This is a genomic window from Prescottella equi (assembly GCF_002094305.1).
In the GTDB taxonomy this organism is placed as follows: domain Bacteria; phylum Actinomycetota; class Actinomycetes; order Mycobacteriales; family Mycobacteriaceae; genus Prescottella; species Prescottella equi.
Window position 1 is genome coordinate 221,025 of the sequence record NZ_LWTX01000007.1, and the last position, 23,546, is coordinate 244,570.

A 23,546-nucleotide genomic window follows, 5' to 3' on the forward strand; every position below is an offset into this window, starting at 1 on the left:
GCCGGGGCGTACTCAGTGGGCCGTCGCCTCGGCCGCCGCCAGTTCCGACTTCCACACCCGGAAGCCCTCCTCGGTGCGGCCGCGCCGCCAGTACCCGGAGATCGAGGCCGACGCCGCGGGCACCCCGTGTTCCTTGCGGATGTAGGGACGCAAGCCGTGCATGACGGCGTCGGCCTCGCCGTGGATGAAGACGTGGACGTCACCCGGCAGCCACGGCATCGCCCGGACCGCCGACACGAGCGGCGCGTTCGTCCCGGAGATGTCCTCCCCTGCCGCATCCGAGGTCGTGCCGCGGTGGATCCAGGAGACCTGCACGCCCGGCCCCGCCGGCAGCGCGATCTCGTCGTCGACGTCGGCGACCTCGATGAAAACCCGGGCCACCGCGTCGGGAGCCAACGCCGCGACCGCCGTCGAAATCGCCGGGAGGGCCGACTCGTCCCCGGCGATGAGGTGCCAATCGGCGTCCGCGCGCGGCGTGTACGCCCCGCCCGGTCCGCGCAGCCTCACCGTGGCGCCCGGCTGGACGGACGCCGCCCACGGCCCGGCGACGCCCTCGTCGCCGTGGACGACGAAGTCGATCGCGATCTCCCGTGCCACCGGGTCGACGGACCGGACCGTGTAGGTGCGGAGCACCGTGTCGTCACCCGAACCGAACTCGATCTTGACGTAGGAATCGGTGAACTCGGACGGCTCGAAGGTCTCGAACCCAGGGTCTCCCAATACGACGCGCACCATGTGTCGTGCGATCCGCTCCGTCCGCACGACCGTCCACGTCGATGTCTTCCTTGCCACTGCGCACTCCTCGAAATCACAAACAGTCTATGGTTAGCGTTGCCTAACCATAGACTGTTCGAGCGCCTCGCGGCGTCAGCGACCGTGCGGACGCGCCATCGTCAGCCGCTGCACCCAACCGTGCGCCGGCCACACCTTGAGTCCGGCCCGGTCCGGCGTGACCCGGGTGCCGACAAACGCGGATTCGAGTTCGACGTCCCGCTCACCGGTGAACCGGAACTGCTGATCCGCGACGGCACCCACCTGGTTCCAGGACCGTGCCCGGAACACCGCACGGACGATGTTGTCGGCGAAGACGATCACCGGCAGATCAGCCACGTTGCGTGCGGCGGCACCCGCACGCCAGGGGCCACGCGCCGCCTCGTACACGTCCTCGGCGGACAGCGACGGATCCGCCGCGGCGGGAACCCGCACCAGCGCGCCCGGAACCGGCAGCTCCGGCGCCGGCAGCGCGGAGTACTGGACCGCCAACTCCTCCACCGACATCGCGCGCCGCTCGAGATCCGCAGGTTCGCCAGCCAGGTTGGTCAACACCGGACGGGTCGAACGACGTTCGAGCAGCCGGAGGGCGTCGGTGACGACGTGGACCGCCTCGCGCGCTTCCGCCGCCGCATCGTGAGCCGTCTCGATCCGGTGCCGCAGCACGATGTGGTCCACCGAATGTCCGGCCGCGTAGATGTCTCGGATCCGCTGGATCCACGCAGCCCGGGCCTCGTCCCGGTCGGGATCCCCCACGGCCTCCGAATCGAGCGTGCCGGCCTCGCCCAGCGCATCCCAATCGTGCGAGTAGATCTTGTTGCCACGGCCGGCGCCGACGTAGAAGATCGACCTGTCCCGGGGATCTCGCAACGCGTACACGTAGAGTCCGAGGTTCTCGACGACCCGGGGCGAGAGCGGATTCGGCGCGGGCTTCCGCTCCCGCGGCTCGGCTGTGATCACACGCATGACCGCGAGCCGGAGAGCGTCGGAAACTGCGACGCCGCCGACGGCCGGCCCCTCGAACAGGACCTCGGCCGCGTCCCGCACCGAACTGAATGTCCGTCCCGCGTTGTCGGCGAGCGCGCCCACCACCGCAGCGAACTCGGCGAGGCGCACCTTGGGATCGCTCACCACGCCACGTCCCTCGTCGTTCGTGAGGAAGTCGCGGATTCCCGGTGCTGCCAGGAGCACGAGGGTGATGTCATCGGGAACGGTCCAGACGGTAGCCATGACGCGACTTTAGGCGATCACAGGACCCGACGCGGTCCGCCTTGTCGTCCGGCGACCGGATATCCGGTTCCGGGAAGGTCTCCTGTGGCGGAAACGACACGCATCTGCCCGATATCGGTTACCGGGAGCAAATTTCCGTCACACTCGGAGGGTGACCCGACCAGCGGAATCGACCGAGGAACGTGCCGCGCGCGCCGAGCGCCTGGTCGGCTACAGCTACCGCATGCCGGACTTCTACGAGGTGGGCCGCGAAAAGGTCCGCGAGTACGCGACCGCGGTGCAGAACGCCCATCCCGCCCACCACGACGAGCAGGCCGCCCGGGACCTCGGCCACAGCGCCCTCGTCGCGCCCCTGACCTTCGTGTCGGTGATCGGAATCATCGCGCAGAAGTACCTCTTCGAGCAGATCGTGCCCGGGTTCGACCTCAGCCAGATTCTGCAGACGGACCAGAAACTGGTGTTCCATCGGCCGATCCGGGCCGGGGACCGCCTCACCGTCGACGTCTCGCTGGAGTCGTTCCGGCAGACGGCCGGTAGCGACATCATCGTCACGAAGAACGAGGTCTGCGACGATGCAGGTGTACCGGTCGTGACCACCCTGACCACGCTGGTGGGCCGTACCGGCGACACATCCGATCCCCTTCGGATTCAGCGCATCAAGGACGTGATGATGCGCGAGGCCTGATCGACCGGGGATCAGCCGCGCCGGAACCACCCCGATTCGTCGGAGCCGACGAATCCGTCCAACTCGAGCACCGGCAGCACTGCCCGCACCCGCTCGATCGTGACCCCTGATTCCTCCGACAGTTCGCGGGTGCTGCACGTTCCGGCGGCCGGCAGTGCCTCGTAGACGGTCGCCGCGTCACCCTGGAGAACGTCCAGCGCGCGGGCCGGCCCGAGACCCTCGCCATCGACGCCGATCGGACCGGCCTCCTCGACGACGTCCGCGGCGCTCGAGACCAGCCGCGCCTCACCTTCCCGAATCATCCGATGGCATCCCGTCGATGCCGCCGACGTCACCGGGCCCGGCACCGCGAGCACCGGCCGGCCCAGTCGCCGCCCCCACGTCGCCGTGTTCCGGGCTCCGCTGCGCCAGCCCGCCTCGACCACGACGACCGCCTCGGACAGCCCGGCCACCAACCGATTTCGGGCCAGGAACCGGTACCGCGCGGGCGAGGTCCCCGGCGGGTACTCGCTGATCACCGCACCGTCGCGGGCGATCTGCTGCAGCAGCCGCCCGTGGCCGGCCGGATAGGCGCGGTCGACGCCACACGCCAGCACCGCGACGGTCAGCCCGCCCACGCCGAGCGCCGCCCGATGCGCCGCCGCATCGACCCCGAATGCCGCGCCGGACACGATCGTCCAGCCGTCGGCTGCGAGGTCACCGACGATCTCGGCGGTCACATGCTCCCCGTAGGAGCTGGCCGCGCGGGTACCCACCACCGCGACCGACCGCGCCGCCAACTCGTCGACCGACGTGTCGCCGAGAACCCACAGCGCCAACGGTGCACCGTCGTCGCGACCGGACCCGAGCGCGTCGAAGGCGAGCAGTCGCCAGCGCGGCCACTCGTCGTCGTCCGGGGTCACGAGTCGCCCGCCCATCGACCGCAGCAGGTCCAGGTCGCGGGCGGCGGTGTCGAGATGCGCCCGCGCCGACGTCCGCCGGTCCAGGAAGCTCGACAAATCCCGCTCCCGCACCGCCCGCGCGGCGTCCACCGGTCCCACCGCAGCCGCGAGCTGGGCCAGCGGCGGGCACGCCCCCTGCACCACCTTCGACAGATAGGCCCAGGCCAGCAGCCGCGGATCGTGCCCCGTCACGAGGCGCCTCGATCCCGGAATTCGAGCGCCGTCGTGACCTGATCGGTCCCCGGCGTCTCGAGACCGGCGAGATCGGCGAGCGTCCAGGCGACGCGCAGTGCCCGGTCCGCGCCACGGGCGGTGATCACGCCCTTGCTCAGCAATCGTTCGAGAGGCGCGACGGACTCGCGGGGCAACCGGAACCGCTGCCGCAGCGCCGGCCCCGGTACCTCCGCGTTGGTGCGCCACCCGTACGGCCGCCAGCGTTCGGTGGCGGCCTGCCGGGCAGCGGCGACGCGTCCCCGCACCGCCTCCGTGCTCTCGCCCACCTCGTCCATCAGTGCCCCGGTGGCGACCCCCTTCATCCGGATCCGCAGGTCCACGCGGTCGAGCAGCGGGCCCGACAACCGACCCAGGTAGCGGCGACGTATCGTCGGCGGGCAGATGCAGTCGACCTCCCTCGCCGGGGCACACGGGCACGGGTTGGCCGCGAGGACCAACTGGAACCGCGCGGGGTAGCGGGCGACGCCGTCGCGTCGCGCGATCCGCACCTCGCCGTCCTCGAGCGGTGTTCGCAATGCCTCGAGTGCCTTGGTTCCCATCTCGGCGCACTCGTCGAGGAAGAGAATTCCGCGGTGTGCACGGCTGACGGCGCCGGGCTTGGCCATTCCGCTGCCACCGCCGACGAGTGCGCTCACCGACGACGTGTGGTGGGGCGCGATGAACGGCGGCTCCGTGACGAGCGGTCGGTCCGAGGTCAGCAGCCCCGCGACCGAGTGAATCGCCGTGACCTCCAACGCCTCCGGGTCCGACAGCGGTGGCAGGATGCCGGGCAGCCGCTGCGCCAGCATCGTCTTTCCGATCCCGGGCGGTCCGGTCAGCATCAGGTGGTGCGCTCCGGCGGCCGCGACCTCGACGGCCCAGCGCGCGTCCGGCTGACCGACCACTTCGCTGAGATCTCCTCGCGCCGCGCCGGTTCCCGCATCGAACGGCTCCGGGGCCGCCAACTGGCTCTTCCCCTGCAGCCACTCGGTGACCGCGGTCAGGTGATCCGCACCCCACACCTCGATCCCGTCGACCAGCCCGGCCTCGGACAGCGCGGGTAGTGGCACCACCACCGCCGGCCAGCCCGCCTTCTTCGCAGCAAGCACCGCCGGTAGCACGCCGCGCACCGTCCGCAGCCGCCCGTCGAGTGCGAGTTCGCCCAGCAGCACCGTCTTTTCGAGGCGCTTACGTGGAATCTGACGCGCCGCGTCGAGCACCGCGCACGCCAACGCCAGGTCGTACACGCTTCCGACCTTCGGCAGGGTCGCCGGCGACAACGCGAGCGTCACACGCGATTCCGGCCACTTCGCGCCCGAGTTCGTGACCGCGGCCCGCACGCGATCGCGCGACTCCTGCAGCGCCGTGTCCGGCAATCCGACGAGATGCACCCCCGGCAGCCCGCGTCCGATGTCCGCCTCGATCTCCACGATCTGGCCGTCGACGCCGGTGACGGCGACCGAGTGGGCGCGACCGAGTGCCATCAGAACACTGCCGGCAGGTGCGTGACGGCGGGCTCGCGTCGACGATCGACGAGGACTGCGACCACGTCGAACCGTACGTGCGGCCAATGCCGATCCGAATCGGCGAGCCAACGCTGGGCCAGCATCCGGATGCGCCGTTGCTTGGCGTACGTCACCGCTTCCGCCGGGCTGCCGAAGCCCAGGCCCGAACGCGTCTTCACCTCCACGAACACGATGGTGTCGCCGTCCACCGCAACCAGATCCAATTCGCCGTGGCGGCACCGCCAGTTGCGGTCGAGGATCCGCATGCCGGCCGCGGTCAGTGCCGACGCCGCCAGTTCCTCCCCCATCGCGCCCAGCGCGAGATTACGTGCCATCCGGGTATCCCCCTCACACGGCCGGAACCTCCCGCCGGTGAAGCCGACTGTGCCCGCTCACGCCCACACCCCTCGAAGCCCGAACTGGGCGAACACGATTGCCCTGTGGATGGACGAGGAGCTGTGGAAGAACGGAAGCACCGGGGCGGCGTTCCCCGAAACCGCGGAGGCCGCGCCCCCGTTCGGGGTGCGCGGCCTCCGGCAGCTCTCGGTCTAACCCAGGCCGTTGTCCGGCAGCCTGAGGTCGGACTTCTCCAGTTCTTCGATGTTCACATCCTTGAACGTGATCACTCGCACGTACTTCACGAACCGGGCCGGCCGGTACATGTCCCACACCCACGCGTCGGACATCCGCACCTCGAAGTAGATCTCGCCGTCGGCGCTGTGCGGCAGCAGTTCCACAGAGTTCGCGAGATAGAACCGGCGCTCGGTCTCCACGACGTACGAGAACTGTCCGACGATGTCCCGGTACTCGCGGTACAGCGACAGTTCCATCTCGGTTTCGTACTTCTCGAGATCCTCGGCACTCATCGGCCTCGACGTCCTCCTGCGTTGTTGTGAACACTCATCATCTCGTACCTAGCCCGTCGCACCGAATGCGCGGCCCTCCGCCGACTCGAAGGCGCGGCTCGCCGCGGCTACGTTCGCGTAGGACATCCGATGCTCACGGCACGGGCCCAGCTCGTTCAGGGCCGCGGTGTGCACTGCGGTGCTGTAGCCCTTGTGCCCGGCGAACCCGTAGCCGGGCAGTTCGTCGTCGAGCGCGACCATCGTGCGGTCGCGGCTCACCTTGGCGAGGACGCTGGCGGCGGCGATGCACGCGGCCGACGCGTCGCCGCCGATCACGGGCAGCGACGGCGCGGGCAACCCCGGCACCCGGAAGCCGTCGGTGAGGACGTAGCCCGGCGCGACGGTCAGCCCCGCCACGGCGCGACGCATCCCCTCGATGTTCGCGACGTGCACGCCGATGCGGTCGACCTCCGCGGCCGGGATCTCCACGACGCTCCAGGCGAGCGCCAGGCGCTTGATCACCGGGAACAGCTCGTCCCGGACCTTCTCGGTGAGCTTCTTCGAATCGTCGAGTCGGGCCAGCGCCGCATGCGGCTTGGAGCCGAGGACGCACGCGGCGACCACGAGCGGTCCGGCGCACGCGCCCCGGCCGGCCTCGTCGACGCCGGCGACCGGCCCGAGCCCGCTCCGGACCAGCGCAGACTCCATCGTCCGCAAGCCGGACGCTCTGCGAATGACGGTTCTCGGTGGCCAGGTACTCACTGCTGCTGGATGTCGGGAGACGAGATCGATCCCCACCGGCCCGGGGGCAGGACGATGAAGGTCGCCTTACCGATCACATTGTCCACCGGAATCGTGCCCTGCATCTCGTCGGAGACGTGGTACCGCGAATCCGCGGAATTGCTGCGGTTGTCGCCCATCACCCACAGGTGCCCCTCGGGAACCGTGACGGGTCCGAAGCAGCGTCCGGACTTCACGGCGGTGTCACACGTCTGCACGCCGGGGATGAAGGGGAAGTCCATCGTGATGTACGGCTCGTCGAGCGGCTTTCCGTCGACCAGGACACGGCCCTGGTCGTCGCAGCACTCGACGGTCTGCCCACCCGTCGCGATGACGCGTTTGACGAGATCGTTCTCGTCCGGCGGCACGACACCGACGAGCGAGCCGACCTCCTGCAGACCGCGGACCACCACATTGTCCGAGCGTGTCGACGAATATCCCTCGGACCACGACTCCGGGCCGCGGAAGACCACGACGTCGCCGGGCTTCGGGTCGCCGAATCGGTAACTGATCTTCTCGACGACGATGCGGTCACCGGTGCACCCGGGGCAACCGTGCAGCGTCGGCTCCATCGACTCGGACGGAATGAGGTAGACCCGGGCGATGAACGTCTGCAGCAGGAAACTCAACAGCAAGGCGACGACGATGAGGATCGGGATCTCACGCCAGAACGATCGAGGTTTCTTGTCCTTCCCCCTGCGCCTGCGGGACCGTCCCCCGGTCTGCTCCTGCTCGGTCTCGTCCGGCGTCACGTCCGGGTCCTGCGGTGCATCTGCCACGGAGACAGATTAGCCCGACACCGCGTGAAAACGGTGCCGGGCCAATCGAAGAAGCTCGGAGCGTCGAAGCTCAGCGCTTTTCCTTGATCTTCGCAGCCTTGCCGCGGAGGTCGCGCAGGTAGTACAGCTTGGCGCGACGGACGTCACCGCGGGTGAGGACCTCGATCTGAGCCAGGTTGGGGCTGTGGACCGGGAAGGTGCGCTCGACGCCGACGCCGAACGAGACCTTGCGGACCGTGAAGGTCTCGCGCACGCCGCCACCCTGGCGACGGATCACGACACCCTTGAAGACCTGCACGCGCTCCTTCGAGCCCTCGATAACCTTGACGTGCACGTTCAGGGTGTCACCGGGACGGAACTCCGGAATGTCGTCGCGGAGGGACTTGGCGTCCAGGAAGTCCAAGGTGTTCATGGGTGTTCCATCCTTGCGTTTTCGCAGGAGCAGAGGAACCGAGCGGCGGTGGCTCGACTGGTTCGTGCTCGGATCAGGTTGAGTCGCCCTCGACAGGCAACCCGACCATTGTGCCAGACGTCCCGGCGTGCGCGGAAATCGGCGCGGGTGCCGCCTGCACGATCCGTTCCAGCTCCTCCTCGGTCGCCGTCAGTGCGTGCTCGACGCTGGGTTTGCCCGCGACGAGATCCTGCACGTAGATCTTGGCGCGGATCATCGGCCGCCGGAACCGCTTCTCCCGTTCGATCGCGCGTCGCATGCGACGCGGCCTCGACACGTACCGCCATCTCGCCCACGGCGCACCCGGCCGGCTCAGCCGGATCGCGCCGACCAGCAGGATCGGGAAGACGAACATCCCCACCAGACCGGTCCAGATCTTGCCCTTGGCGATGACGATCGCGGCGAGGCCGAGGTTGACGACGACGAGTCCGACGAGTGCGGCCCGGACGGCGAGGTGTGGATTCTCGCGCCACTCGGTGATGTCGAGCAGCTCCAGTGGCTGGAACCCGAGCAGCAGCAGACCGGTGACGGCGAGCGCGACGAAGACGGCGTCCACCGACGCCCGTCCCTGATCGGACCAGTACACGTCCTTGAGATAGAAGATCAGCGCGAACTCGTCGAGCACCAGCGCGGAGCCGATCCCGAAGAAGGTCGCCAGCACCGCCCCGGCGCCCTGCGACGCGTTCTCGTACACCGCGATCAGGGCGATCCCGGACGCGAACATCGTCACGACCCCGAACACGACGTGGTGGATGTGATGGCCGCCGGGAGTGATGTTCCCCGGCCACCAGCGCACCTCGGCCCGGATCATCCGCACGCTGATCCGGATGAAGACGAAGGCGAGCAGGAAGCCGACCAGAAAGAAGAGCAGCGGAAGGCGTCCGTTCGCGACGATCTCCCGATCCAGCCAGTGCTCCATCAGGACGGTCCGGGTCCGCGGACGATGCACCGGAAGCCGATGTGGCAGGTCGACGTCTCCTCGGTCTCGCCCTGACGCGCGGCGGGCCGGTAGCGCAGGCAGTAGTTGGGGGCGCACAGGTGCGAGCCGCCCTTGATCACGCGCCGCGGGTACGCCTCGCCGGCCTGCACCTCACCGATCTCGACCCGCGGATTGCGGGGAATGCAGCACGACGACGCGGGTGCCACGTTCTTGCCCGACGCACCGTGGTCGGCGGTGTGGAAGTCGGTGGTCCACTCCCACACGTTGCCCGCGACGTCGACGAGGCCGTAGCCGTTGGGCCGGAACGTCCCGACCGGTGACGTGCCGACGAAACCGTCCTCGGCGAGGTTCTGCCACGGGAACTGTCCCTGCCACGTGTTGGCCTGGTGCCGGCCGTCGGGAGTGAACTCGTCGCCCCACACGAACGTCTTTCGGTCGAGACCGCCGCGGGCCGCGAACTCCCACTCGGCCTCGGTGGGCAGTGTCTTGCCCGCCCACGCGGCATACGCCTGCGCGTCGGAGTACGAGACGTGGGTGACGGGATGCCGCTCGCGGCCCCCGACGTTGCTGCCCGGGCCTTCGGGGTGGCGCCAGTCCGCCCCCGGCACCCACGACCACCACTGCTGGTAGTCGTCGAGCGACACCGGTTGCGCGGGCGGGGTGAAGACGAGTGAACCGGGGACGAGCAGCGCGGGATCGGCGTCGGGGTAGTCGGCAGGGTCGGGCGCGGTCTCCGCGGTCGTGACGTGACCGGTCGCCTTCACGAACCGCCGGAACTCGGCCACCGTCACCTGATGGGTGTCCATCCAGAAACCGTCCACACCGACCTCGTGGACGGGGCGCTCCTCCGGATAGAAGTCCTCGGAGCCCATCCAGAACGTTCCCCCGGGAACCCACACCATGTTCTTCGGCGCGCGGGACGGATCAGTGCCCACAGATGCGATCGGCTGCATGGTTCACGAGCATTCCACCTGCGGGTGCGTCACGAAAGCCGGAGCGGGATCCGGCGTTTCACCCGTCGAGGGTGGGGCGCGTCCACATCCGGTGCTGCGATCATCCCGTCATGGGTACCGCCATCGGGGATGTGCTCCCCCTCGCGATCGGCGTCGCGATCAGCCCGATCCCGATCATCGCGACGATCCTGATGTTGCTCACGCCGCGGGCAGGGAGCACCGCGACGGCCTTTCTCGCCGGTTGGATTCTCGGGATCGCCGTCGGGTACGTGGTCTTCGTGGCGATCGGCAGCGCGATCGACCTGTCGTCGAATTCGGACGGGAACGCTGTCACGGCAACCATCCGGCTCGTGCTCGGTGTGCTGCTGCTCGCGCTCGCCGTCAAGCAGTGGCGGACTCGTCCTGCGCCCGGCGAGGAGCCGAGCATGCCGGCGTGGCTGGCCGCGATCGACAAGGTCACCCCGGGAAAGGCTCTCGCGCTGGGCGTGGGGCTGTCCGCGATCAATCCGAAGAACCTGCTGATGATCGTCGGCGCCGCCGTCGCCGTCAGCCAACTCGATGTCGGGGTCGGCGCGAAGACCGTCACCGGTGTCGTGTTCACGATCCTCGCCGCGAGCACGGTCGCCGTCCCGGTCGTCGGCTACTTCACGATGCGCGAGCGGGCGACGTCGTGGCTGCAGGGCCTGAAGGTGTGGCTCACCGCCAACAACGCCGCGGTGATGGCGGTGCTCCTGCTCGTGATCGGTGTGTCCCTGATCGGCAAGGGCATCGGCGGGTACTGACGCCGACGGGCGCCCCGCTCACAGCAGGACGCCCGTCGCGCGTGTCACTTCCCGAAGCCGGCCTTGCGCAGCGCATCCGCCATCGAGCCGCTCGCGGGACGATCGTCGCGACGGTCCCGGCCCTGCCCGCCCTGCCGCTGCCCGCCCTGTCGCCGGCCACCGCCCTGACCGTTCGGTCGCGGGCCCCGGCCGCCCTGGCCACCCTTCGGGGCGGCGGCGCCGACCTCGTCGTCCAGGCGCAGCGTCAAGCCGATGCGCTGACGCTCGACATCCACCTCCAGAACCTTGACCTTGACGACGTCGCCGGACTTCACCACTTCGCGCGGGTCGCTGACGAAGGTGCGCGACATCGCCGACACGTGGACCAGACCGTCCTGGTGCACCCCGACGTCCACGAAGGCCCCGAAGGCGGCGACGTTGGTGACGACGCCCTCGAGCACCATGCCCGGCTTCAGGTGTGCGACCTTTTCGATGCCCGCCGCGAAGGTCGCCGTCTTGAACTCGGGGCGCGGGTCGCGGCCCGGCTTGTCCAGCTCGGCGATGATGTCGGTGACGGTCGGCAGACCGAACTTCTCGTCGACGAAGTCCGTCGGCTGCAGCTTCTGCAGGAGGGCCGTGTTGCCGATCAGCTCCCCCACCGCCGACCCGGAGGACTGCACGATCCGGCGCACCACCGGGTAGGCCTCCGGGTGTACGGCCGACGCGTCGAGCGGGTCGTCGCCGCCCCGGATCCGCAGGAAGCCGGCGCACTGCTCGAACGCCTTCGGGCCCAGACGCGGGACGTCCTTGAGTCCCTTGCGGCTGCGGAACGGCCCGTTCTGGTCGCGGTAGGCGACGATGCTCTCGGCGAGCGAACCGGCGATGCCCGACACCCGGGACAGCAGCGGCACCGATGCGGTGTTCACATCGACGCCGACCGCGTTCACGGCGTCCTCGACGACCGCCCCGAGCGAGCGCGCGAGCATCGTCTCGGACACGTCGTGCTGGTACTGCCCGACGCCGATCGACTTGGGGTCGATCTTCACCAGCTCGGCCAGCGGGTCCTGCAGGCGCCGCGCGATCGACACGGCGCCACGGATCGAGACGTCGAGATCGGGCAGTTCCTGCGACGCGTACGCCGAAGCCGAATACACCGACGCGCCCGCCTCCGACACCATGACCTTCGTCAGCCCGGCCTGCGGGAACTTCGAGATCAGTTCCGCGGCAAGCGCGTCCGTTTCACGCGACGCGGTGCCGTTGCCGATCGCGACGAGGTCGACACCGTGTTTGGCGGCGAGTGCCGCGAGCGTCGCCAGTGCCTGATCCCACTTGTTGTGCGGCTGGTGCGGGTAGATCGTGTCGTGCGCGACGACCTTGCCGGTCGCGTCGACGACGGCGACCTTCGTGCCGGTGCGGAAGCCCGGATCCAGGCCCATGGTGGCGCGCGTACCCGCCGGGGCCGCGAGCAGCAGATCCTTGAGGTTTGCAGCGAACACGTCGACCGCGTCCTTCTCGGCGGACTGCCGCAGGCGCATGCGGGTGTCGATGCCCAGCGTGATGAGCATCTTCGTCTTCCACGCCCAACGAACGGTGTCGAGCAGCCAGCGGTCGGCCGCACGCCCCCGGTCGGCGATACCGAACCGGGAGGCGATCCGAGCCTCGTAGACGCTGGTCTCGCCGGGCTCGAGCGGCTCACGGTCGGACGCGAGGGTCAGTGAGAGGATCTCTTCCTTCTCGCCGCGGAACATCGCGAGGATGCGGTGCGACGGCAGCTTCTCGAACGGTTCGGAGAACTCGAAGTAGTCCGCGAACTTGGCGCCCTCGGTCTCCTTGCCCTTGCGGACCGCCGACTCGACCTGGCCACGGGTCCACATCAGCTCGCGCAGCTCACCGACCAGGTCGGCGTCCTCGGCGAACCGCTCGACGAGAATCGCGCGGGCGCCGTCGAGCTGCTCGGCGTCGTAGCCGGCGGGATCGATCGTCGGATCGCCGATCAGCGCGTCCGCCACCGGCTCGTGGCCGGCCTCACGCGCGATCTGTGCCTTGGTGCGCCGCTTCGGCTTGTACGGCAGGTAGATGTCCTCGAGACGCGCCTTGGTGTCGGCGAGCATGATCTGCTGCTCGAGTTGGTCGTCGAGCTTGTCCTGCGAGCGGATCGATTCGAGGATCGCGATACGACGCTCGTCGAGTTCACGCAGGTAACGCAGCCGCTCCTCGAGCTGGCGCAACTGGGCGTCGTCCAGACCGCCGGTGACCTCCTTGCGGTAACGCGCAACGAACGGAACGGTCGCCCCACCGTCGAGGAGGTCGACCGCCGCAGCGACCTGCCCCTCCCGTACGTCGAGCTCCTCGGCGATGCGGTGGTTCACAGATTTGAGAGCAGTCGTCACGGCGAACGACCCTACCGCTAGCCTGTCGTGAGCGTCGGCAACGAGGCCGCCCGCCGAGATCTACCTGGAGGACCCGATGGCGAGGGTGCGCTGGCGCCTCGCGGGGGCCTGCGCGACCGCTCTGCTGGCCGCGGGCTGCATGTTCACCCACGACCCCAACGACCCGGCGGCAGCGTTCGCCGCCGACACCGTGCAGACGGTCACCGAGACGCCGGCGGGCACGCTCGACGAGCGGATGACCCGGGCGGTGGACGACGCACTCGCCCGCGGCGCCGACGTATCGATCGCGCTCCTCGACCGGCGGGAGGGCACGTACTCCGCGGTCGCGGACGCCACGTCGTTTCCCACCGCCTCGGTCGTCAAGCTCTTCATCGCCGACGACGTGCTGTTCCGCGAGGCCCGCGCCGAACACGAGCTCACCCCCGAGGAGCACGACCTCATCGGCCGGATGCTCGAACGCTCCGACGACGACGCCGCGAACACACTGTGGAACGAGTACGGCGGTCCCGAGATCGTCGAGGACGTCGTGGGCCGATACCACCTCACCGCGACCACCACGCCGTACGACGACAACTGGTGGAACACCGAGACCACCCCCGCCGACCTCGTCGACTACTACGCGGGACTGCTCGACGGGCGCGGCGGACTCGACGACGGCCGGCGCACCGAGATCCTCACGCACCTGCGTGCCTCGAACGCCACCTCCACCGAGGGCTACGACCAACGCTTCGGCCTGCCCGACGGCCTCGGTGCGGAGACCACGCTCGCCGTCAAGCAGGGCTGGATGTGCTGCATCGACGACCGCTGGACCCACGTGTCGACGGGCATCCTCGGCGAGGACGACCGCTACGTGCTGGTCGTCGTCTCCCGGGAGGACCTCGACTACGGCGACGACGACGCCGACTACCCCGACACGTCCCTGACTGCGGCGGTGGACGACGTCAGCGCGGCCCACGCCCGCGAAACCGTCACCGACGTCGTGCGAACGGTGTTCCCGCTGCAGCGGATCGCCTAGGCCGTTCCTCGCGCCGGCTGCGCCCGGCGTGCACCGGGTCGTCGGCCGCGAGCACCTCGCGGGCGGCCCGCTCCCCCGAACGCACCGCGCCGTCGACCCATCCGCACATCACCGCGGAACTCTCCGTGCCGGCCCAGTGGATGCGCCCACACGGCGACCGCAGCGCAGGGCCGAACTCGGTGAGCACCCCGGTGGGTGCATGGCTGAGCATGCCTCCGCCGGAGTACCTTTCGGCGCTCCAGTCCTGCTCGATATAGTCGACAGGAGTGGCCGCGTCGTGGCCGAACCGTTCGGCGAGGGCACCGAGAACCGCGGTGCGACGCTCCGACGCCGCGAGCCTGCCCAACTCCCGCGCACGAGGCCCCTCGACGATCACACACAACACCCCCGGCCGCGGCGCGTCCGTACCCGCGTCGATCGTCACCATCGCCGGCGAGTCGGGCGCGGCGGACTGCCCCGACAGGCCGTCGGCGCGCCAGAACGGTTCGTCGTAGACGACCGAGATCTTCCGGATCGCACCGCTCGGCATCCGCTGGTGCAGGAACGTCCGGTCGACCGGGAGCAGCGGCTCGTACCGAATCTGCCCGGCCACCGCGATCGGCACCGCAACGATGGCCCGCCGCGCCCGGACCGACACGTGGTCGGTGGTGACGGTGACACCGGAGGCGTCCTGCGCGATCGTGTGCACAGGCTGCGAAAGGTGCAGGGAGCGACCGAGTTCGGCGGCCATGGGCCGATAGATCGCCCCCATGCCGCCGACAGGGCGGGAGTCCTGTGCCGCGTCCGCGACCCCCAGGACGAATCCCGGGCCACCGCCGGACGCCATCTGATACAGCACGAACAGGAAGGACACCTCCGACGCCGCGGACGTGTAGCACCCGGCGATCGCCATCTCGAGCAGTTGGCGCGCCGGCTTCGACAGCACATTGTCGTCCAGCCACTTCGCGAGACTGATCCGGTCCCATTCGACCGCCCGCTTCGCCTCCCACGGCGCGTCGAGTGGAACGGTCTTGCACAGTTCCCCGAGTTCGAGAAAGACCGTGCCGAGATTCGCGACCGCCCACGGACTCATCGTCATCGGGATCGTGCCCTGATAGCGGTACTTCCTACCGTCGACCACCATCATCGCGTCGCCACCGGTGTACTGCTTGTACCTCGACACCCCGAACTCGGACATCAACGCGAGGATGCGGTCCTGGCCGGGGCCGACCCACGCACCGCCCCGGTCGATCCAGGTTCCGTCGGCGCGGGTCTCGGTGAAGGTGCGCCCGCCGATGCGGTCCCGGGCGTCGAGCAGGACCACGGAGCGGCCCGCCTGTTTCAGGCGCAGAGCCGCAGTCAGACCCGCGAACCCAGCTCCCACCACGCAAAAGTCGACGTCTGTCATTGCCGGTCACCTCGAGTTCCTGCCTACTCGTGTGACCCACTCCAGGTCAAAGGCCCGGCGAAACCGATCGGGAACCGATCAGGAAAGGAGATCGGGACGACGCTCGGCCGTCCGCTGCAGCGACTGCTCCCGCCGCCACGCCGCGACCTTGGCGTGATCCCCCGACAGGAGGATCGGCGGGACGTCGAGCCCGCGCCAGCTGACGGGACGGGTGTAGCTCGGCCCTTCGAGGAGGCCGTCGGAGAACGAATCCTCTTGGTGGGACTGCTGATTGCCGAGCACACCCGGGAGCAGGCGGACGACGGCCTCGACCATGACGAGGACCGCGGCCTCGCCGCCGATGAGGACGTAGTCGCCGATCGAGACCTCCTCGACCCGCACCCGACGGGCAGCGTCGTCGAACACGCGCTGGTCGATGCCCTCGTACCGTCCGCACGCGAAGACCAGGTGCTTCTCTTCCGCCCAGCGGTGGGCGGTGGCCTGAGTGAAGGGCACACCGGCGGGGGTCGGCACCACGAGGAGGGCCTCGGAATCGGGCTCGCCGTTCTCGTCGGTGAGGACCTCGTCGAGCGCGTCGCCCCACACGGTCGGCTTCATGACCATGCCGGGGCCGCCTCCGTAAGGCGAGTCGTCGACGGCTTTGTGTACATCGTGGGTCCAGCGTCGCAGGTCGTGGACGCCGACGGAGATCAGCCCCTTGTCGATCGCCTTGCCCAGGAGCGCCGCACGGAGCGGCTCGAGGTACTCGGGGAAGATCGTGACTACGTCGAGACGCACGGTGGTTCGGTCACTCCTCGTTGCGGCTGTCGCCGAAGTCGGGGTCCAGCAAGCCCTCCGGCGGATCGATCTCGATGAGGCCGTCGGCCACCGAGACGGTGGGCACGATCGCCGTGACGAACGGGACGAGCAGTTCGCCGGATGTCTGCCCCTCCGGGCGGATCGACAGCAATTCACCTGCCGCAGAATGCAATACCTCGAGCACGGTGCCCACCGGAGTGCCGGCATCGGGGCGGCCGGCGGCCATCCGCACGGTCAACCCCTCGAGCTCGTGATCGTAGAACTCGTCCGGATCGTCGGACGGGGTGAGATCAGCGGTGTCGATCACGAACAGCGTGCCGCGCAGATTGTCCGCCGCGGTGCGATCGGCTACGCCCTCGAGGCGCAGCAGAAGCCGCCCGGAATGCTCCCGGGCGGCTTCCACCGTGTATGTGTGCAGCTTGTTCTCGCGCGGCTTGCGGCCACGCAGTTCGGCACCGACGGCGAAGCGCTCCTCGGGTTCGTCCGTACGAACCTCGACGACCAGCTCTCCCCTGATGCCGTGCGACTTGGCGACGCGGCCTACGACGAGTTCCACTGCGTACTACAGATCGGTGTCGACGACGTCGACGCGGATTCCGCGGCCTCCGATACCGGAGACGAGGGTCCGCAGGGCGGTCGCGGTACGACCACCGCGACCGATCACCTTACCGAGATCGTCGGGGTGCACATGCACCTCGACGGTACGTCCCCGACGCCCCGTGATCAGCTCGACGCGAACGTCGTCGGGGTTGGCGACGATCCCACGGACGAGATGCTCGACGGCATCGGCGACAACGGCGCTCATTACTCGGCAGCCTCGGCGGACTCGGCGTCGGCAGCGGGAGCCTCCGCGGCCTCTTCCTTGGCGGCCTTCTTCTTCTTGGGGGTGATGGCCTCGGAGACCGGCTCGTTCTCGGCCTGCGCCAGCGCAGCCTGGAACAGCTCCAGCTTGGTGGGCTTGGCTTCCTTGGTGCGCAGGGTGCCCTCGGCGCCCGGCAGACCCTTGAACTTCTGCCAGTCGCCCGTGATCTTGAGCAGGGCCTCGACGGGCTCGGTCGGCTGCGCGCCGACGCCCAGCCAGTACTGTGCGCGCTCCGAGTCGATCTCGATCAGAGACGGCTCTTCCTTCGGGTGGTACTTGCCGATGGTCTCGATCGCACGGCCGTCACGGCGGGTGCGGGAATCCGCGACGATGATCCGGTACTGCGCGTTGCGGATCTTGCCGAGGCGGGTGAGCTTGATCTTGACAGCCATTACGCTGTGCATCTCCTTCAGCACGCACACCTGTGCGCACATGTCACGTGCAATTCAGCGACCCACCAGGATGGTGAGTCCGGTTTTGCCTCTCTCCTGTGACCGCCGCGCGGTACGTAACCGGATGCGACGAACAGCGGTTGATTCTGCCAGACGACCCACCGCGAACGGAAACGCAGTCCACGCGACCGCTGCGCCGCAGCTCAGGTGACCAGAACCACCGAGGACCCCTACGGGGACCAGCCTCACCTCGGGTACCGTCGAAGTGTGGCCCGAACTCGTCGAAAAAGCCGGCCGGCACTGATCGTGCTGGTCGTCGTCGCATCGCTCGGATGCCTGGCGCTCGGCTGGTGGCAATGGATGCGTTTCGAGTCCGTCGGCGGCACCGGCCAGAACCTCGGCTACGCATTCCAGTGGCCGCTCTTCGCGGCGTTCGTCGTGTACGCGTACCGACGCTTCGTGCAGCTCGAGGACGGCGACGCCCAGGTCGGCGGAGCCGGCACCGCGGACGGAGAACCCACGGAGGTCCCCGAGGGGCTCCTCCCGGAGCGCCCCAAAGCGCCGACCACGACCGACCCCAGCGATTTCGACGACTCCGACGCCCGGCAGATGCTCGAGTACAACGATTACCTCGCCGAGCTCTCCGCTCGCGAGCCCGATAGGAGCGACAAGTGAGCGGCGGCCCCCACGAGACCACCCCACAGCAGACCGCGACCGCAGCGGCGCCCACGCCGCAGGACAACAAGAAGATCGCGTCGGCCCTGCTTCGCTACCGCGTTCTCGCCTACGCGACGGGTATCTGGCTTCTCGTCCTCACGGCCGAGATGGTCGCGAAGTACATCTTCAGCGTCGACAACCTCCCCACCTGGATCGCGATCGTCCATGGCTGGGTCTACTTCGTGTACCTGATCCTCACCATCGACCTCGCGGTGAAGGTGCGCTGGCCCGCGGGTCGCACGATCGGCACGCTGCTCGCCGGCACCATCCCGTTCCTGTCGTTCTTCGTCGAGCACTGGCGCACCCAGCAGGTCAAGAAGGACTTCGGCGTCTGAAGCGGCGCCACCGCACCCACAGACACGCGCAGGGCCCGTCCGATCGGACGGGCCCTGCGCGTGTCTGTGAGGTTCGCGGTCAGCCGTGGGCCAGCGCCGCGAGAGCCGGCACCAGCTGAGCCAGCGCGAGGCCGCGGTGCGACGCGGCGTCCTTCTCCTGCGGGGACAGCTCCGCCGACGTGCGCCGGTCACCCTCGGGCTCGAATACGGGGTCATAGCCGAAGCCATTGTCACCGCGAGGCTCTCGCACGATCCGCCCACGCCATTCGCCCCGCACGACGACGGTGTCCTGTCCGGGGATGGCGAGTGCGCACGCCGACACGAACGCCGCACCGCGTCGCTCGTCGGGCACGTCCGCCAGCTGTCCGAGCAGCAGCGCGGTGTTGGCGTCGTCGTCGCCGTGACGACCGCTCCACCGCGCCGACAGCACGCCGGGCATCCCGTTCAGCGCGTCGACCTCGAGTCCGGAGTCGTCGGCGACGCACGGCAGCCCGGTGGCCGCCGCGCCGTCCACGGCCTTGACGATCGCGTTGGCCTCGAACGTCGCGCCGGTCTCCGGGGTCTCGGGAAACTCCGGTACCTCGTCGAGCCCGATCACCTCGAGGCCCTCGATTCCGGCGGCCGCCAGGACGCGACGGAGCTCACCGAGCTTCTTGGCATTCCGGCTGGCGACCAGGATCTTCCCGCTCAACTGCCGAACGCCTTCTTCTTGGGCTCGGTCGCCTCGGGCAGCACGCCCGGGTACGGCTCGGCGAGTGCGGCCTGCTGGATCGCGAACAGCTGTTCGCAGCCGGCGAGCGCGGAGTCGAGCAGCTTGTCGAGCGTCGAGCGCGGGAACGTCGCCCCCTCGCCGGTCCCCTGGATCTCGACGAGCGTGCCCGTGTCGGTCGCGACGACGTTCATGTCGACCTCCGCGCGCGAATCCTCCTCGTACGGCAGGTCCAGCCGGACCCGGCCGTCGACGACGCCGACGCTGACCGCGGCGATGGCGCACGAGATCGGCTGCGGGTCCGCGAGGCGGCCCGCGGCGCGCAGGTACGTCACGGCGTCGACGAGCGCGACGTAGGCGCCGGTGATGGCGGCGGTGCGGGTACCACCGTCGGCCTGCAACACGTCGCAGTCGATCGCGATGGTGTTCTCACCGATCGCGGCGAGATCGATGCAGGCGCGCAGCGAGCGGCCGACCAGCCGACTGATCTCCTGCGTGCGCCCGCCGACCTTGCCCTTGACCGACTCGCGACCGCTGCGCGTGTGGGTGGCCGCGGGCAGCATCGCGTACTCGGCGGTGAGCCAGCCCAGCCCCGAACCCTTCCGCCAGCGCGGCACACCTTCTTCGACGCTCGCGGTGCACATGACCCGCGTGTTGCCGAACTCGACCAGCACCGACCCTGCGGGATGGTTGGTGAATCCTCGGGTGATCCGAACCTCGCGGAGTTCGTCGTCCGTCCTACCGTCTTCTCGTGTCGTCACGACCGAGAGCCTAGTCGGGGTCAGACGGTGTAGACGTCCCCGGCCGACACGGCATGCACCGGGCCGGAGAACTCGGCCTTCGCCTCGGCGATGACGTCCTCGCGGGACGTCCACGGCGGGATGTGGGTGAGCAGGAGTTCGCCGACGCCGGCCCGGGCGGCGACCCGGCCGGCCTCGGTGCCGGAGAGATGGATGCCCTCGGGGCGGTCGGGGCTGTGCGTCCACGACGCCTCGGACAGCAGCACGTCGGCGTCGCGTGCCAGGTCGACGACGGCGTCGCACATGCCGGTGTCGCCGGTGTACGCGAGGACCCGTCCGGCCTTGCTGGTGACGCGGAAACCGTAGGACTCCGGCGGATGGTTCACCCGGAACGCCTGGACCGCGATCTCGCCGATCTCGGCGACGTGGCCGTCGGACCAGCTGCGCAGATCGATGGTGTCGGAGATGTCGTCGAGTTCACCGCCGCACTCGGCCGATGCCACCCCGATGCGGCACGCGCTGTCGGTCGGGCCGTAGACGAGTGCGCGTCCGCTCGGCGGGGTGGGATGGTAGCGCCGCCAGACGAGCAGGCCGGGCATGTCGAGGCAGTGGTCGGCGTGCAGGTGCGAGAGCAGGATCGTGGCCTCGCCGGGATCGGCGTGCTTCTGCAGGGCGCCGAGGACGCCGGGCCCGAAATCCATGACGACCGGCGGAGTGCCGGGAGCGGTCAACAAGTAGCCCGAAGCAGCCGAGTCGGGTCCGGAGACGCTGCCCGAACATCCCAGGACCGTAATGCGCATGCAAACTATGCTGCCACGCGTACCCGGATCTCAAAAAGCTTCGGGCACTTTCGGTGGCGTCAACTCACATTCGACGCGCGATTGTGATGCGTCGATACGCTGGTCGGCGGTGTGACGGTCGAGTCAGCGCAGCGGCCGCGCGCTCCCGGCGGAACCGATCGTCCCGGCCGCCGGAGCGCCCTTGCGGGCGTCGGCGGACAGGATCCAGGCGGCGACGACACCGCCGATCGCGCCGAACAGGTGGCCCTGCCACGAGATTCCGTACTGCCCGGGCAGCACGCCCCAGAGCATGCCGCCGTAGACGAACAGCACCGCCACGCCGAGCGCGATCTGCCCGAAACTTCTCGTGAAGATGCCGCGTACCAGCAGGAAGGTGAGCCACCCGAAGATCAGCACGGAGGCGCCGAGATGCGCGGTTCCGACGCCACCGGTCAACCATGTGCCGACGCCACCGATCACCCAGATGATCCCGGTTGCGGCGAGGCCGCGACCGATGCCCGACATCAGCACCAGGAAGCCGAGGACGAGCAGCGGCACGGTGTTGGCCAGCAGGTGGCCCCACCCGTAGTGCAGCATGGGGGCGAAGAGGATTCCCCACAAACCGTCGAGCGTGCGCGGTTCGACTCCCCACTGGTCCAGTGGGTTCTTCGGCGCGATCGTGTCGAACGCCTCCAGGACGTAGAGGACGACCGCGAACCCGCCGACGGTCATCGCGGCCCGCTGCCACAGCGGGCGCGGAACGCGGGGCGGGGTCACGCGAACTTCGGATCCGGTGCTCACGGAACCGAGCGTACCGACCACCACCGACCGGCGACCGGTGGCGAACGGTGCCCGCCGCCTAGCCGGAGGTCCCGAACGCCGACGGGAACACGTCCCGGTAGCCGGGGATCCCGGCAACGGTGGTGGCCGAGAGGATCGCATCGACGATCGCCCGTTCGACGCACTGCGCCGCGGCAGTGCACACCGCGTCGAGGATCGGCAGTTCGCGCGGGAACGCCGCGGGGACACCGTCGGGCAGCGGCGTCTCGTGGGTTCCGGTGGCGAGGGCGAAGATCGTGTCGCCGTCGAGCGGGGAATGCGCGGGCCGGATCGCCCGAGCCATGCCGTCGTGCCCCGCGACCGCGACCCGGCGGCACGACGCCTTCGACAGCTTCGCGTCGGTGGCGACGACGCCGATGGTCGTGTTGAGCACCGTGCCCTTCGCGGCCAGCGCGTTCGCGGCGGCCAACTCCTCGGGGGACGGCAGACGCATGCCGCGCCGTTCGGCGTCCGCGAGGGAAAGTCCCCACGGCAGTCCCGTCTCCGGATCCCACACGGAGCCCACCGGATTCGCGACCAGCAGCGCCGACACCGTGATGCCGTCGGCCGGGCCACCCTCGATGACGGCGCTCGCGGTGCCGACTCCGCCCTTGAGCACGCCTGCCCGGGCGCCGGTGCCGGCGCCGACGCAGCCGGTCGTGACGTTCGTGGCCGCGCGGTCCGCGGCCCGGTAGCCGAAGTCGGCGGTGGGCCGGATCCGCCAGTCGCCGACGGGCAGATCGAACACGACCGCGCCCGGCACGATCGGGACGACCTGGCCGGGCGCGCCCATCGGGATGCCGTGCTGGTGCTCCTCGAGCCATCGCATGACGCCGTCGGCAGCGGCCAGCCCGTACGCGCTGCCACCGGAGAGCAGCACCGCGTGCACCTGCTGCACGGAGTGGCTGGGGTCGAGCAGGTCGGTTTCGCGGGTGCCGGGGCCGCCCCCGCGGACGTCCACGCCCGCGGTTGCGCCCGCCGGCGCCAGCACGACGGTGCATCCGGTGGCGCCCCCCGCCCCGAGGGTCGCGTCCGTGTCGAGGACGTAGTCGTGACCGACCAGAACGCCCGTCACGTCGCACAGCGAATCGGTCGGTCCGGTCCGGACCGACGTGCCGGGCGCCGTCACGCGATCAGCGCCTGGACGAGGGAGTCCTGCATCCACGTCAACCAGTGGTAGACGTCGTAGTGCGGGGCCCGCGGATCGTCCGGGTCCACCTCGTCGGGGGTGTCGGAGTCGATGCCGAGGTTCGTGCCGAGCGCGAGGCGGACGTCGTTGAGTCCGGCCAGCCACGCGTCCGCCTGCTCGGGCGTGAGGACGACCTTGCCGCCCTCGGCGGGAACGGTCTGCAGGATGACGGATCCGGCGGCGAGCTTGTCGTCGATGATGTCGGGCTCGTGGAGGCTGCGCAGTGCGCTGTTGACGTTGCCGCGCTCGGTGTCGTCGCCGGAGTCGGCCTTGTCCGGGTCCGGACGTTGGAAGTCCGGCAGCAGCCGGGCGAGCACCTCGTCCGACGGGGTTTCGGAGTTGCCGGTCCGCAGTCCCGTGAGAGCAGCCAGTTCGTCGGTGGGCGCCGACGCCGCGCGCTCCTCGAGGAGTCCGGACACCGAGGTCACCAGAGACCTCAGCACCGCCGCCTCGTGGGCGTCCATCTCCGAACGGAGTTTCAGTCCGCCGAGCGAGTTCTTCCTGGTCCAAGTCCGCACGTCTGTACCCGGGATCCTTACCGTCGAGAGGGATGGATGGAG

General features: G+C 69.5%; 29 protein-coding genes. 6 read left to right on the plus strand and 23 right to left on the minus strand.

The window, feature by feature from the left end; all coding sequences use genetic code 11:
* Positions 1-12: 12 nt before the first annotated feature.
* Entirely contained in the window at positions 13-792 is a 780-nt protein-coding gene (locus A6I89_RS18035; protein WP_044990833.1) for a siderophore-interacting protein, read from the minus strand.
* A gap of 75 nt (positions 793-867) precedes the next feature.
* Positions 868-2,001: a GIY-YIG nuclease family protein gene (locus A6I89_RS18040; RefSeq protein ID WP_022595266.1), complete on the minus strand. Its 1,134-nt coding sequence runs from the start codon at positions 1,999-2,001 to the stop codon at positions 868-870.
* A 151-nt stretch (positions 2,002-2,152) separates the two neighbouring features.
* Here A6I89_RS18040 and hadA point away from each other — a divergent pair, with 151 nt between their 5' ends.
* On the plus strand, positions 2,153-2,686 hold the full coding sequence (hadA, locus tag A6I89_RS18045; RefSeq protein WP_022595264.1) for a (3R)-hydroxyacyl-ACP dehydratase subunit HadA: 534 nt from the start codon (positions 2,153-2,155) through the stop codon (positions 2,684-2,686).
* An 11-nt stretch (positions 2,687-2,697) separates the two neighbouring features.
* Here hadA and dprA read toward each other — a convergent pair whose 3' ends face one another.
* From dprA to A6I89_RS18060, 3 genes are read right to left on the minus strand one after another with little or no spacing between them, the layout of a single operon-like run.
* Entirely contained in the window at positions 2,698-3,819 is a 1,122-nt protein-coding gene (gene dprA, locus A6I89_RS18050) for a DNA-processing protein DprA (protein WP_022595262.1), read from the minus strand.
* On the minus strand, positions 3,816-5,324 hold the full coding sequence (locus tag A6I89_RS18055) for a YifB family Mg chelatase-like AAA ATPase (RefSeq protein ID WP_022595260.1): 1,509 nt from the start codon (positions 5,322-5,324) through the stop codon (positions 3,816-3,818). The genes dprA and A6I89_RS18055 overlap by 4 nt, the downstream gene beginning before the upstream one ends.
* Positions 5,324-5,680 (minus strand): YraN family protein, encoded by a 357-nt coding sequence (locus A6I89_RS18060; RefSeq protein ID WP_013415668.1) that lies wholly within the window; start codon positions 5,678-5,680, stop codon positions 5,324-5,326. Before A6I89_RS18060 ends, A6I89_RS18055 begins: the two co-directional genes overlap by 1 nt.
* Positions 5,681-5,717: 37 nt before the next feature.
* On the opposite strand from A6I89_RS18060, the gene A6I89_RS24710 reads away from it, so the two are divergent.
* Complete coding sequence (locus A6I89_RS24710; protein WP_139812312.1) at positions 5,718-5,897, plus strand: hypothetical protein; 180 nt, start codon at positions 5,718-5,720, stop codon at positions 5,895-5,897.
* On the opposite strand, the gene A6I89_RS18065 is transcribed toward A6I89_RS24710, so the two are convergent.
* The 6 genes from A6I89_RS18065 to A6I89_RS18090 form a co-directional block, all read right to left on the minus strand.
* A complete protein-coding gene (locus tag A6I89_RS18065; protein ID WP_005513927.1) occupies positions 5,894-6,211 on the minus strand; it encodes a DUF2469 domain-containing protein in 318 nt (105 codons plus the stop codon). The two genes, A6I89_RS24710 and A6I89_RS18065, sit on opposite strands and share 4 nt — an antisense overlap.
* 48 nt (positions 6,212-6,259) lie before the next feature.
* Positions 6,260-6,952, minus strand: a complete 693-nt coding sequence (locus A6I89_RS18070; protein WP_013415666.1) for a ribonuclease HII — start codon at positions 6,950-6,952, stop codon at positions 6,260-6,262.
* Positions 6,949-7,722: a signal peptidase I gene (lepB, locus tag A6I89_RS18075; protein ID WP_013415665.1), complete on the minus strand. Its 774-nt coding sequence runs from the start codon at positions 7,720-7,722 to the stop codon at positions 6,949-6,951. Before lepB ends, A6I89_RS18070 begins: the two co-directional genes overlap by 4 nt.
* Positions 7,723-7,819: 97 nt before the next feature.
* The gene (gene rplS / locus A6I89_RS18080; protein WP_005513937.1) at positions 7,820-8,161 is read right to left on the minus strand and encodes a 50S ribosomal protein L19; all 342 of its coding nucleotides are present in this window, start codon (positions 8,159-8,161) and stop codon (positions 7,820-7,822) included.
* Between the two features lie 73 nt (positions 8,162-8,234).
* Entirely contained in the window at positions 8,235-9,119 is an 885-nt protein-coding gene (locus tag A6I89_RS18085) for a hypothetical protein (protein WP_044990839.1), read from the minus strand.
* Positions 9,119-10,093, minus strand: coding sequence for a formylglycine-generating enzyme family protein (locus tag A6I89_RS18090; RefSeq protein ID WP_005513939.1), 975 nt, complete (start codon positions 10,091-10,093; stop codon positions 9,119-9,121). Before A6I89_RS18090 ends, A6I89_RS18085 begins: the two co-directional genes overlap by 1 nt.
* A 110-nt stretch (positions 10,094-10,203) precedes the next feature.
* Here A6I89_RS18090 and A6I89_RS18095 point away from each other — a divergent pair, with 110 nt between their 5' ends.
* Positions 10,204-10,875: a GAP family protein gene (locus A6I89_RS18095; RefSeq protein WP_013415662.1), complete on the plus strand. Its 672-nt coding sequence runs from the start codon at positions 10,204-10,206 to the stop codon at positions 10,873-10,875.
* 44 nt (positions 10,876-10,919) lie between these two features.
* Here A6I89_RS18095 and A6I89_RS18100 read toward each other — a convergent pair whose 3' ends face one another.
* Entirely contained in the window at positions 10,920-13,244 is a 2,325-nt protein-coding gene (locus tag A6I89_RS18100) for a Tex family protein (protein WP_044990830.1), read from the minus strand.
* A 76-nt stretch (positions 13,245-13,320) separates the two neighbouring features.
* Here A6I89_RS18100 and A6I89_RS18105 point away from each other — a divergent pair, with 76 nt between their 5' ends.
* The gene (locus tag A6I89_RS18105; protein WP_022595250.1) at positions 13,321-14,259 is read left to right on the plus strand and encodes a serine hydrolase; all 939 of its coding nucleotides are present in this window, start codon (positions 13,321-13,323) and stop codon (positions 14,257-14,259) included.
* On the opposite strand, the gene A6I89_RS18110 is transcribed toward A6I89_RS18105, so the two are convergent.
* The 5 genes from A6I89_RS18110 to rpsP all read right to left on the minus strand — a co-directional run bounded on the left by A6I89_RS18110 (position 14,213) and on the right by rpsP (position 17,698).
* Positions 14,213-15,646, minus strand: a complete 1,434-nt coding sequence (locus A6I89_RS18110) for a flavin monoamine oxidase family protein (protein WP_022595249.1) — start codon at positions 15,644-15,646, stop codon at positions 14,213-14,215. The two genes, A6I89_RS18105 and A6I89_RS18110, sit on opposite strands and share 47 nt — an antisense overlap.
* A 78-nt stretch (positions 15,647-15,724) precedes the next feature.
* Positions 15,725-16,423: a tRNA (guanosine(37)-N1)-methyltransferase TrmD gene (trmD, locus tag A6I89_RS18115; protein ID WP_005513944.1), complete on the minus strand. Its 699-nt coding sequence runs from the start codon at positions 16,421-16,423 to the stop codon at positions 15,725-15,727.
* A gap of 10 nt (positions 16,424-16,433) precedes the next feature.
* Positions 16,434-17,000, minus strand: a complete 567-nt coding sequence (rimM, locus tag A6I89_RS18120) for a ribosome maturation factor RimM (protein ID WP_005513945.1) — start codon at positions 16,998-17,000, stop codon at positions 16,434-16,436.
* A gap of 6 nt (positions 17,001-17,006) precedes the next feature.
* Positions 17,007-17,249, minus strand: a complete 243-nt coding sequence (locus tag A6I89_RS18125; protein ID WP_005513947.1) for an RNA-binding protein — start codon at positions 17,247-17,249, stop codon at positions 17,007-17,009.
* Complete coding sequence (rpsP, locus tag A6I89_RS18130; RefSeq protein WP_013415658.1) at positions 17,249-17,698, minus strand: 30S ribosomal protein S16; 450 nt, start codon at positions 17,696-17,698, stop codon at positions 17,249-17,251. Before rpsP ends, A6I89_RS18125 begins: the two co-directional genes overlap by 1 nt.
* 267 nt (positions 17,699-17,965) lie before the next feature.
* Between rpsP and A6I89_RS18135 the strand changes: the two genes are divergently transcribed.
* Complete coding sequence (locus A6I89_RS18135; RefSeq protein WP_013415657.1) at positions 17,966-18,373, plus strand: hypothetical protein; 408 nt, start codon at positions 17,966-17,968, stop codon at positions 18,371-18,373.
* Complete coding sequence (locus A6I89_RS18140) at positions 18,370-18,750, plus strand: DUF3817 domain-containing protein (RefSeq protein WP_013415656.1); 381 nt, start codon at positions 18,370-18,372, stop codon at positions 18,748-18,750. The genes A6I89_RS18135 and A6I89_RS18140 overlap by 4 nt, the downstream gene beginning before the upstream one ends.
* A gap of 79 nt (positions 18,751-18,829) precedes the next feature.
* Here A6I89_RS18140 and rdgB read toward each other — a convergent pair whose 3' ends face one another.
* The 6 genes from rdgB to aosR all read right to left on the minus strand — a co-directional run bounded on the left by rdgB (position 18,830) and on the right by aosR (position 23,504).
* The gene (gene rdgB, locus A6I89_RS18145; RefSeq protein ID WP_005513952.1) at positions 18,830-19,441 is read right to left on the minus strand and encodes an RdgB/HAM1 family non-canonical purine NTP pyrophosphatase; all 612 of its coding nucleotides are present in this window, start codon (positions 19,439-19,441) and stop codon (positions 18,830-18,832) included.
* Entirely contained in the window at positions 19,438-20,220 is a 783-nt protein-coding gene (gene rph, locus A6I89_RS18150) for a ribonuclease PH (RefSeq protein WP_005513956.1), read from the minus strand. Before rph ends, rdgB begins: the two co-directional genes overlap by 4 nt.
* A gap of 20 nt (positions 20,221-20,240) precedes the next feature.
* Positions 20,241-20,999 (minus strand): cyclic nucleotide-degrading phosphodiesterase, encoded by a 759-nt coding sequence (locus A6I89_RS18155; protein ID WP_022595244.1) that lies wholly within the window; start codon positions 20,997-20,999, stop codon positions 20,241-20,243.
* A 123-nt stretch (positions 21,000-21,122) separates the two neighbouring features.
* The gene (locus A6I89_RS18160; protein ID WP_022595242.1) at positions 21,123-21,803 is read right to left on the minus strand and encodes a rhomboid family intramembrane serine protease; all 681 of its coding nucleotides are present in this window, start codon (positions 21,801-21,803) and stop codon (positions 21,123-21,125) included.
* 34 nt (positions 21,804-21,837) lie between these two features.
* Positions 21,838-22,926 (minus strand): P1 family peptidase, encoded by a 1,089-nt coding sequence (locus tag A6I89_RS18165; RefSeq protein ID WP_022595240.1) that lies wholly within the window; start codon positions 22,924-22,926, stop codon positions 21,838-21,840.
* The gene (gene aosR, locus A6I89_RS18170; RefSeq protein ID WP_005513965.1) at positions 22,923-23,504 is read right to left on the minus strand and encodes an oxidative stress transcriptional regulator AosR; all 582 of its coding nucleotides are present in this window, start codon (positions 23,502-23,504) and stop codon (positions 22,923-22,925) included. The genes A6I89_RS18165 and aosR overlap by 4 nt, the downstream gene beginning before the upstream one ends.
* Between the last annotated feature and the right edge of the window lie 42 nt (positions 23,505-23,546).

Excerpts from the sequence above, each read along its gene's own strand:
- rplS (WP_005513937.1), bottom strand. The coding sequence starts at position 8,161 with ATGAACACCTTGGACTTCCTGGACGCCAAGTCCCTCCGCGACGACATT.
- rpsP (WP_013415658.1), bottom strand. The coding sequence starts at position 17,698 with ATGGCTGTCAAGATCAAGCTCACCCGCCTCGGCAAGATCCGCAACGCG.
- A6I89_RS18040 (WP_022595266.1), bottom strand. The coding sequence starts at position 2,001 with ATGGCTACCGTCTGGACCGTTCCCGATGACATCACCCTCGTGCTCCTG.
- A6I89_RS18090 (WP_005513939.1), bottom strand. The coding sequence starts at position 10,093 with ATGCAGCCGATCGCATCTGTGGGCACTGATCCGTCCCGCGCGCCGAAG.
- A6I89_RS18060 (WP_013415668.1), bottom strand. The coding sequence starts at position 5,680 with ATGGCACGTAATCTCGCGCTGGGCGCGATGGGGGAGGAACTGGCGGCG.
- A6I89_RS18105 (WP_022595250.1), top strand. The coding sequence starts at position 13,321 with ATGGCGAGGGTGCGCTGGCGCCTCGCGGGGGCCTGCGCGACCGCTCTG.
- A6I89_RS18155 (WP_022595244.1), bottom strand. The coding sequence starts at position 20,999 with ATGCGCATTACGGTCCTGGGATGTTCGGGCAGCGTCTCCGGACCCGAC.
- A6I89_RS18065 (WP_005513927.1), bottom strand. The coding sequence starts at position 6,211 with ATGAGTGCCGAGGATCTCGAGAAGTACGAAACCGAGATGGAACTGTCG.
- A6I89_RS18110 (WP_022595249.1), bottom strand. The coding sequence starts at position 15,646 with ATGACAGACGTCGACTTTTGCGTGGTGGGAGCTGGGTTCGCGGGTCTG.
- A6I89_RS18055 (WP_022595260.1), bottom strand. The coding sequence starts at position 5,324 with ATGGCACTCGGTCGCGCCCACTCGGTCGCCGTCACCGGCGTCGACGGC.
- A6I89_RS18085 (WP_044990839.1), bottom strand. The coding sequence starts at position 9,119 with ATGGAGCACTGGCTGGATCGGGAGATCGTCGCGAACGGACGCCTTCCG.
- A6I89_RS18095 (WP_013415662.1), top strand. The coding sequence starts at position 10,204 with ATGGGTACCGCCATCGGGGATGTGCTCCCCCTCGCGATCGGCGTCGCG.
- A6I89_RS18125 (WP_005513947.1), bottom strand. The coding sequence starts at position 17,249 with ATGAGCGCCGTTGTCGCCGATGCCGTCGAGCATCTCGTCCGTGGGATC.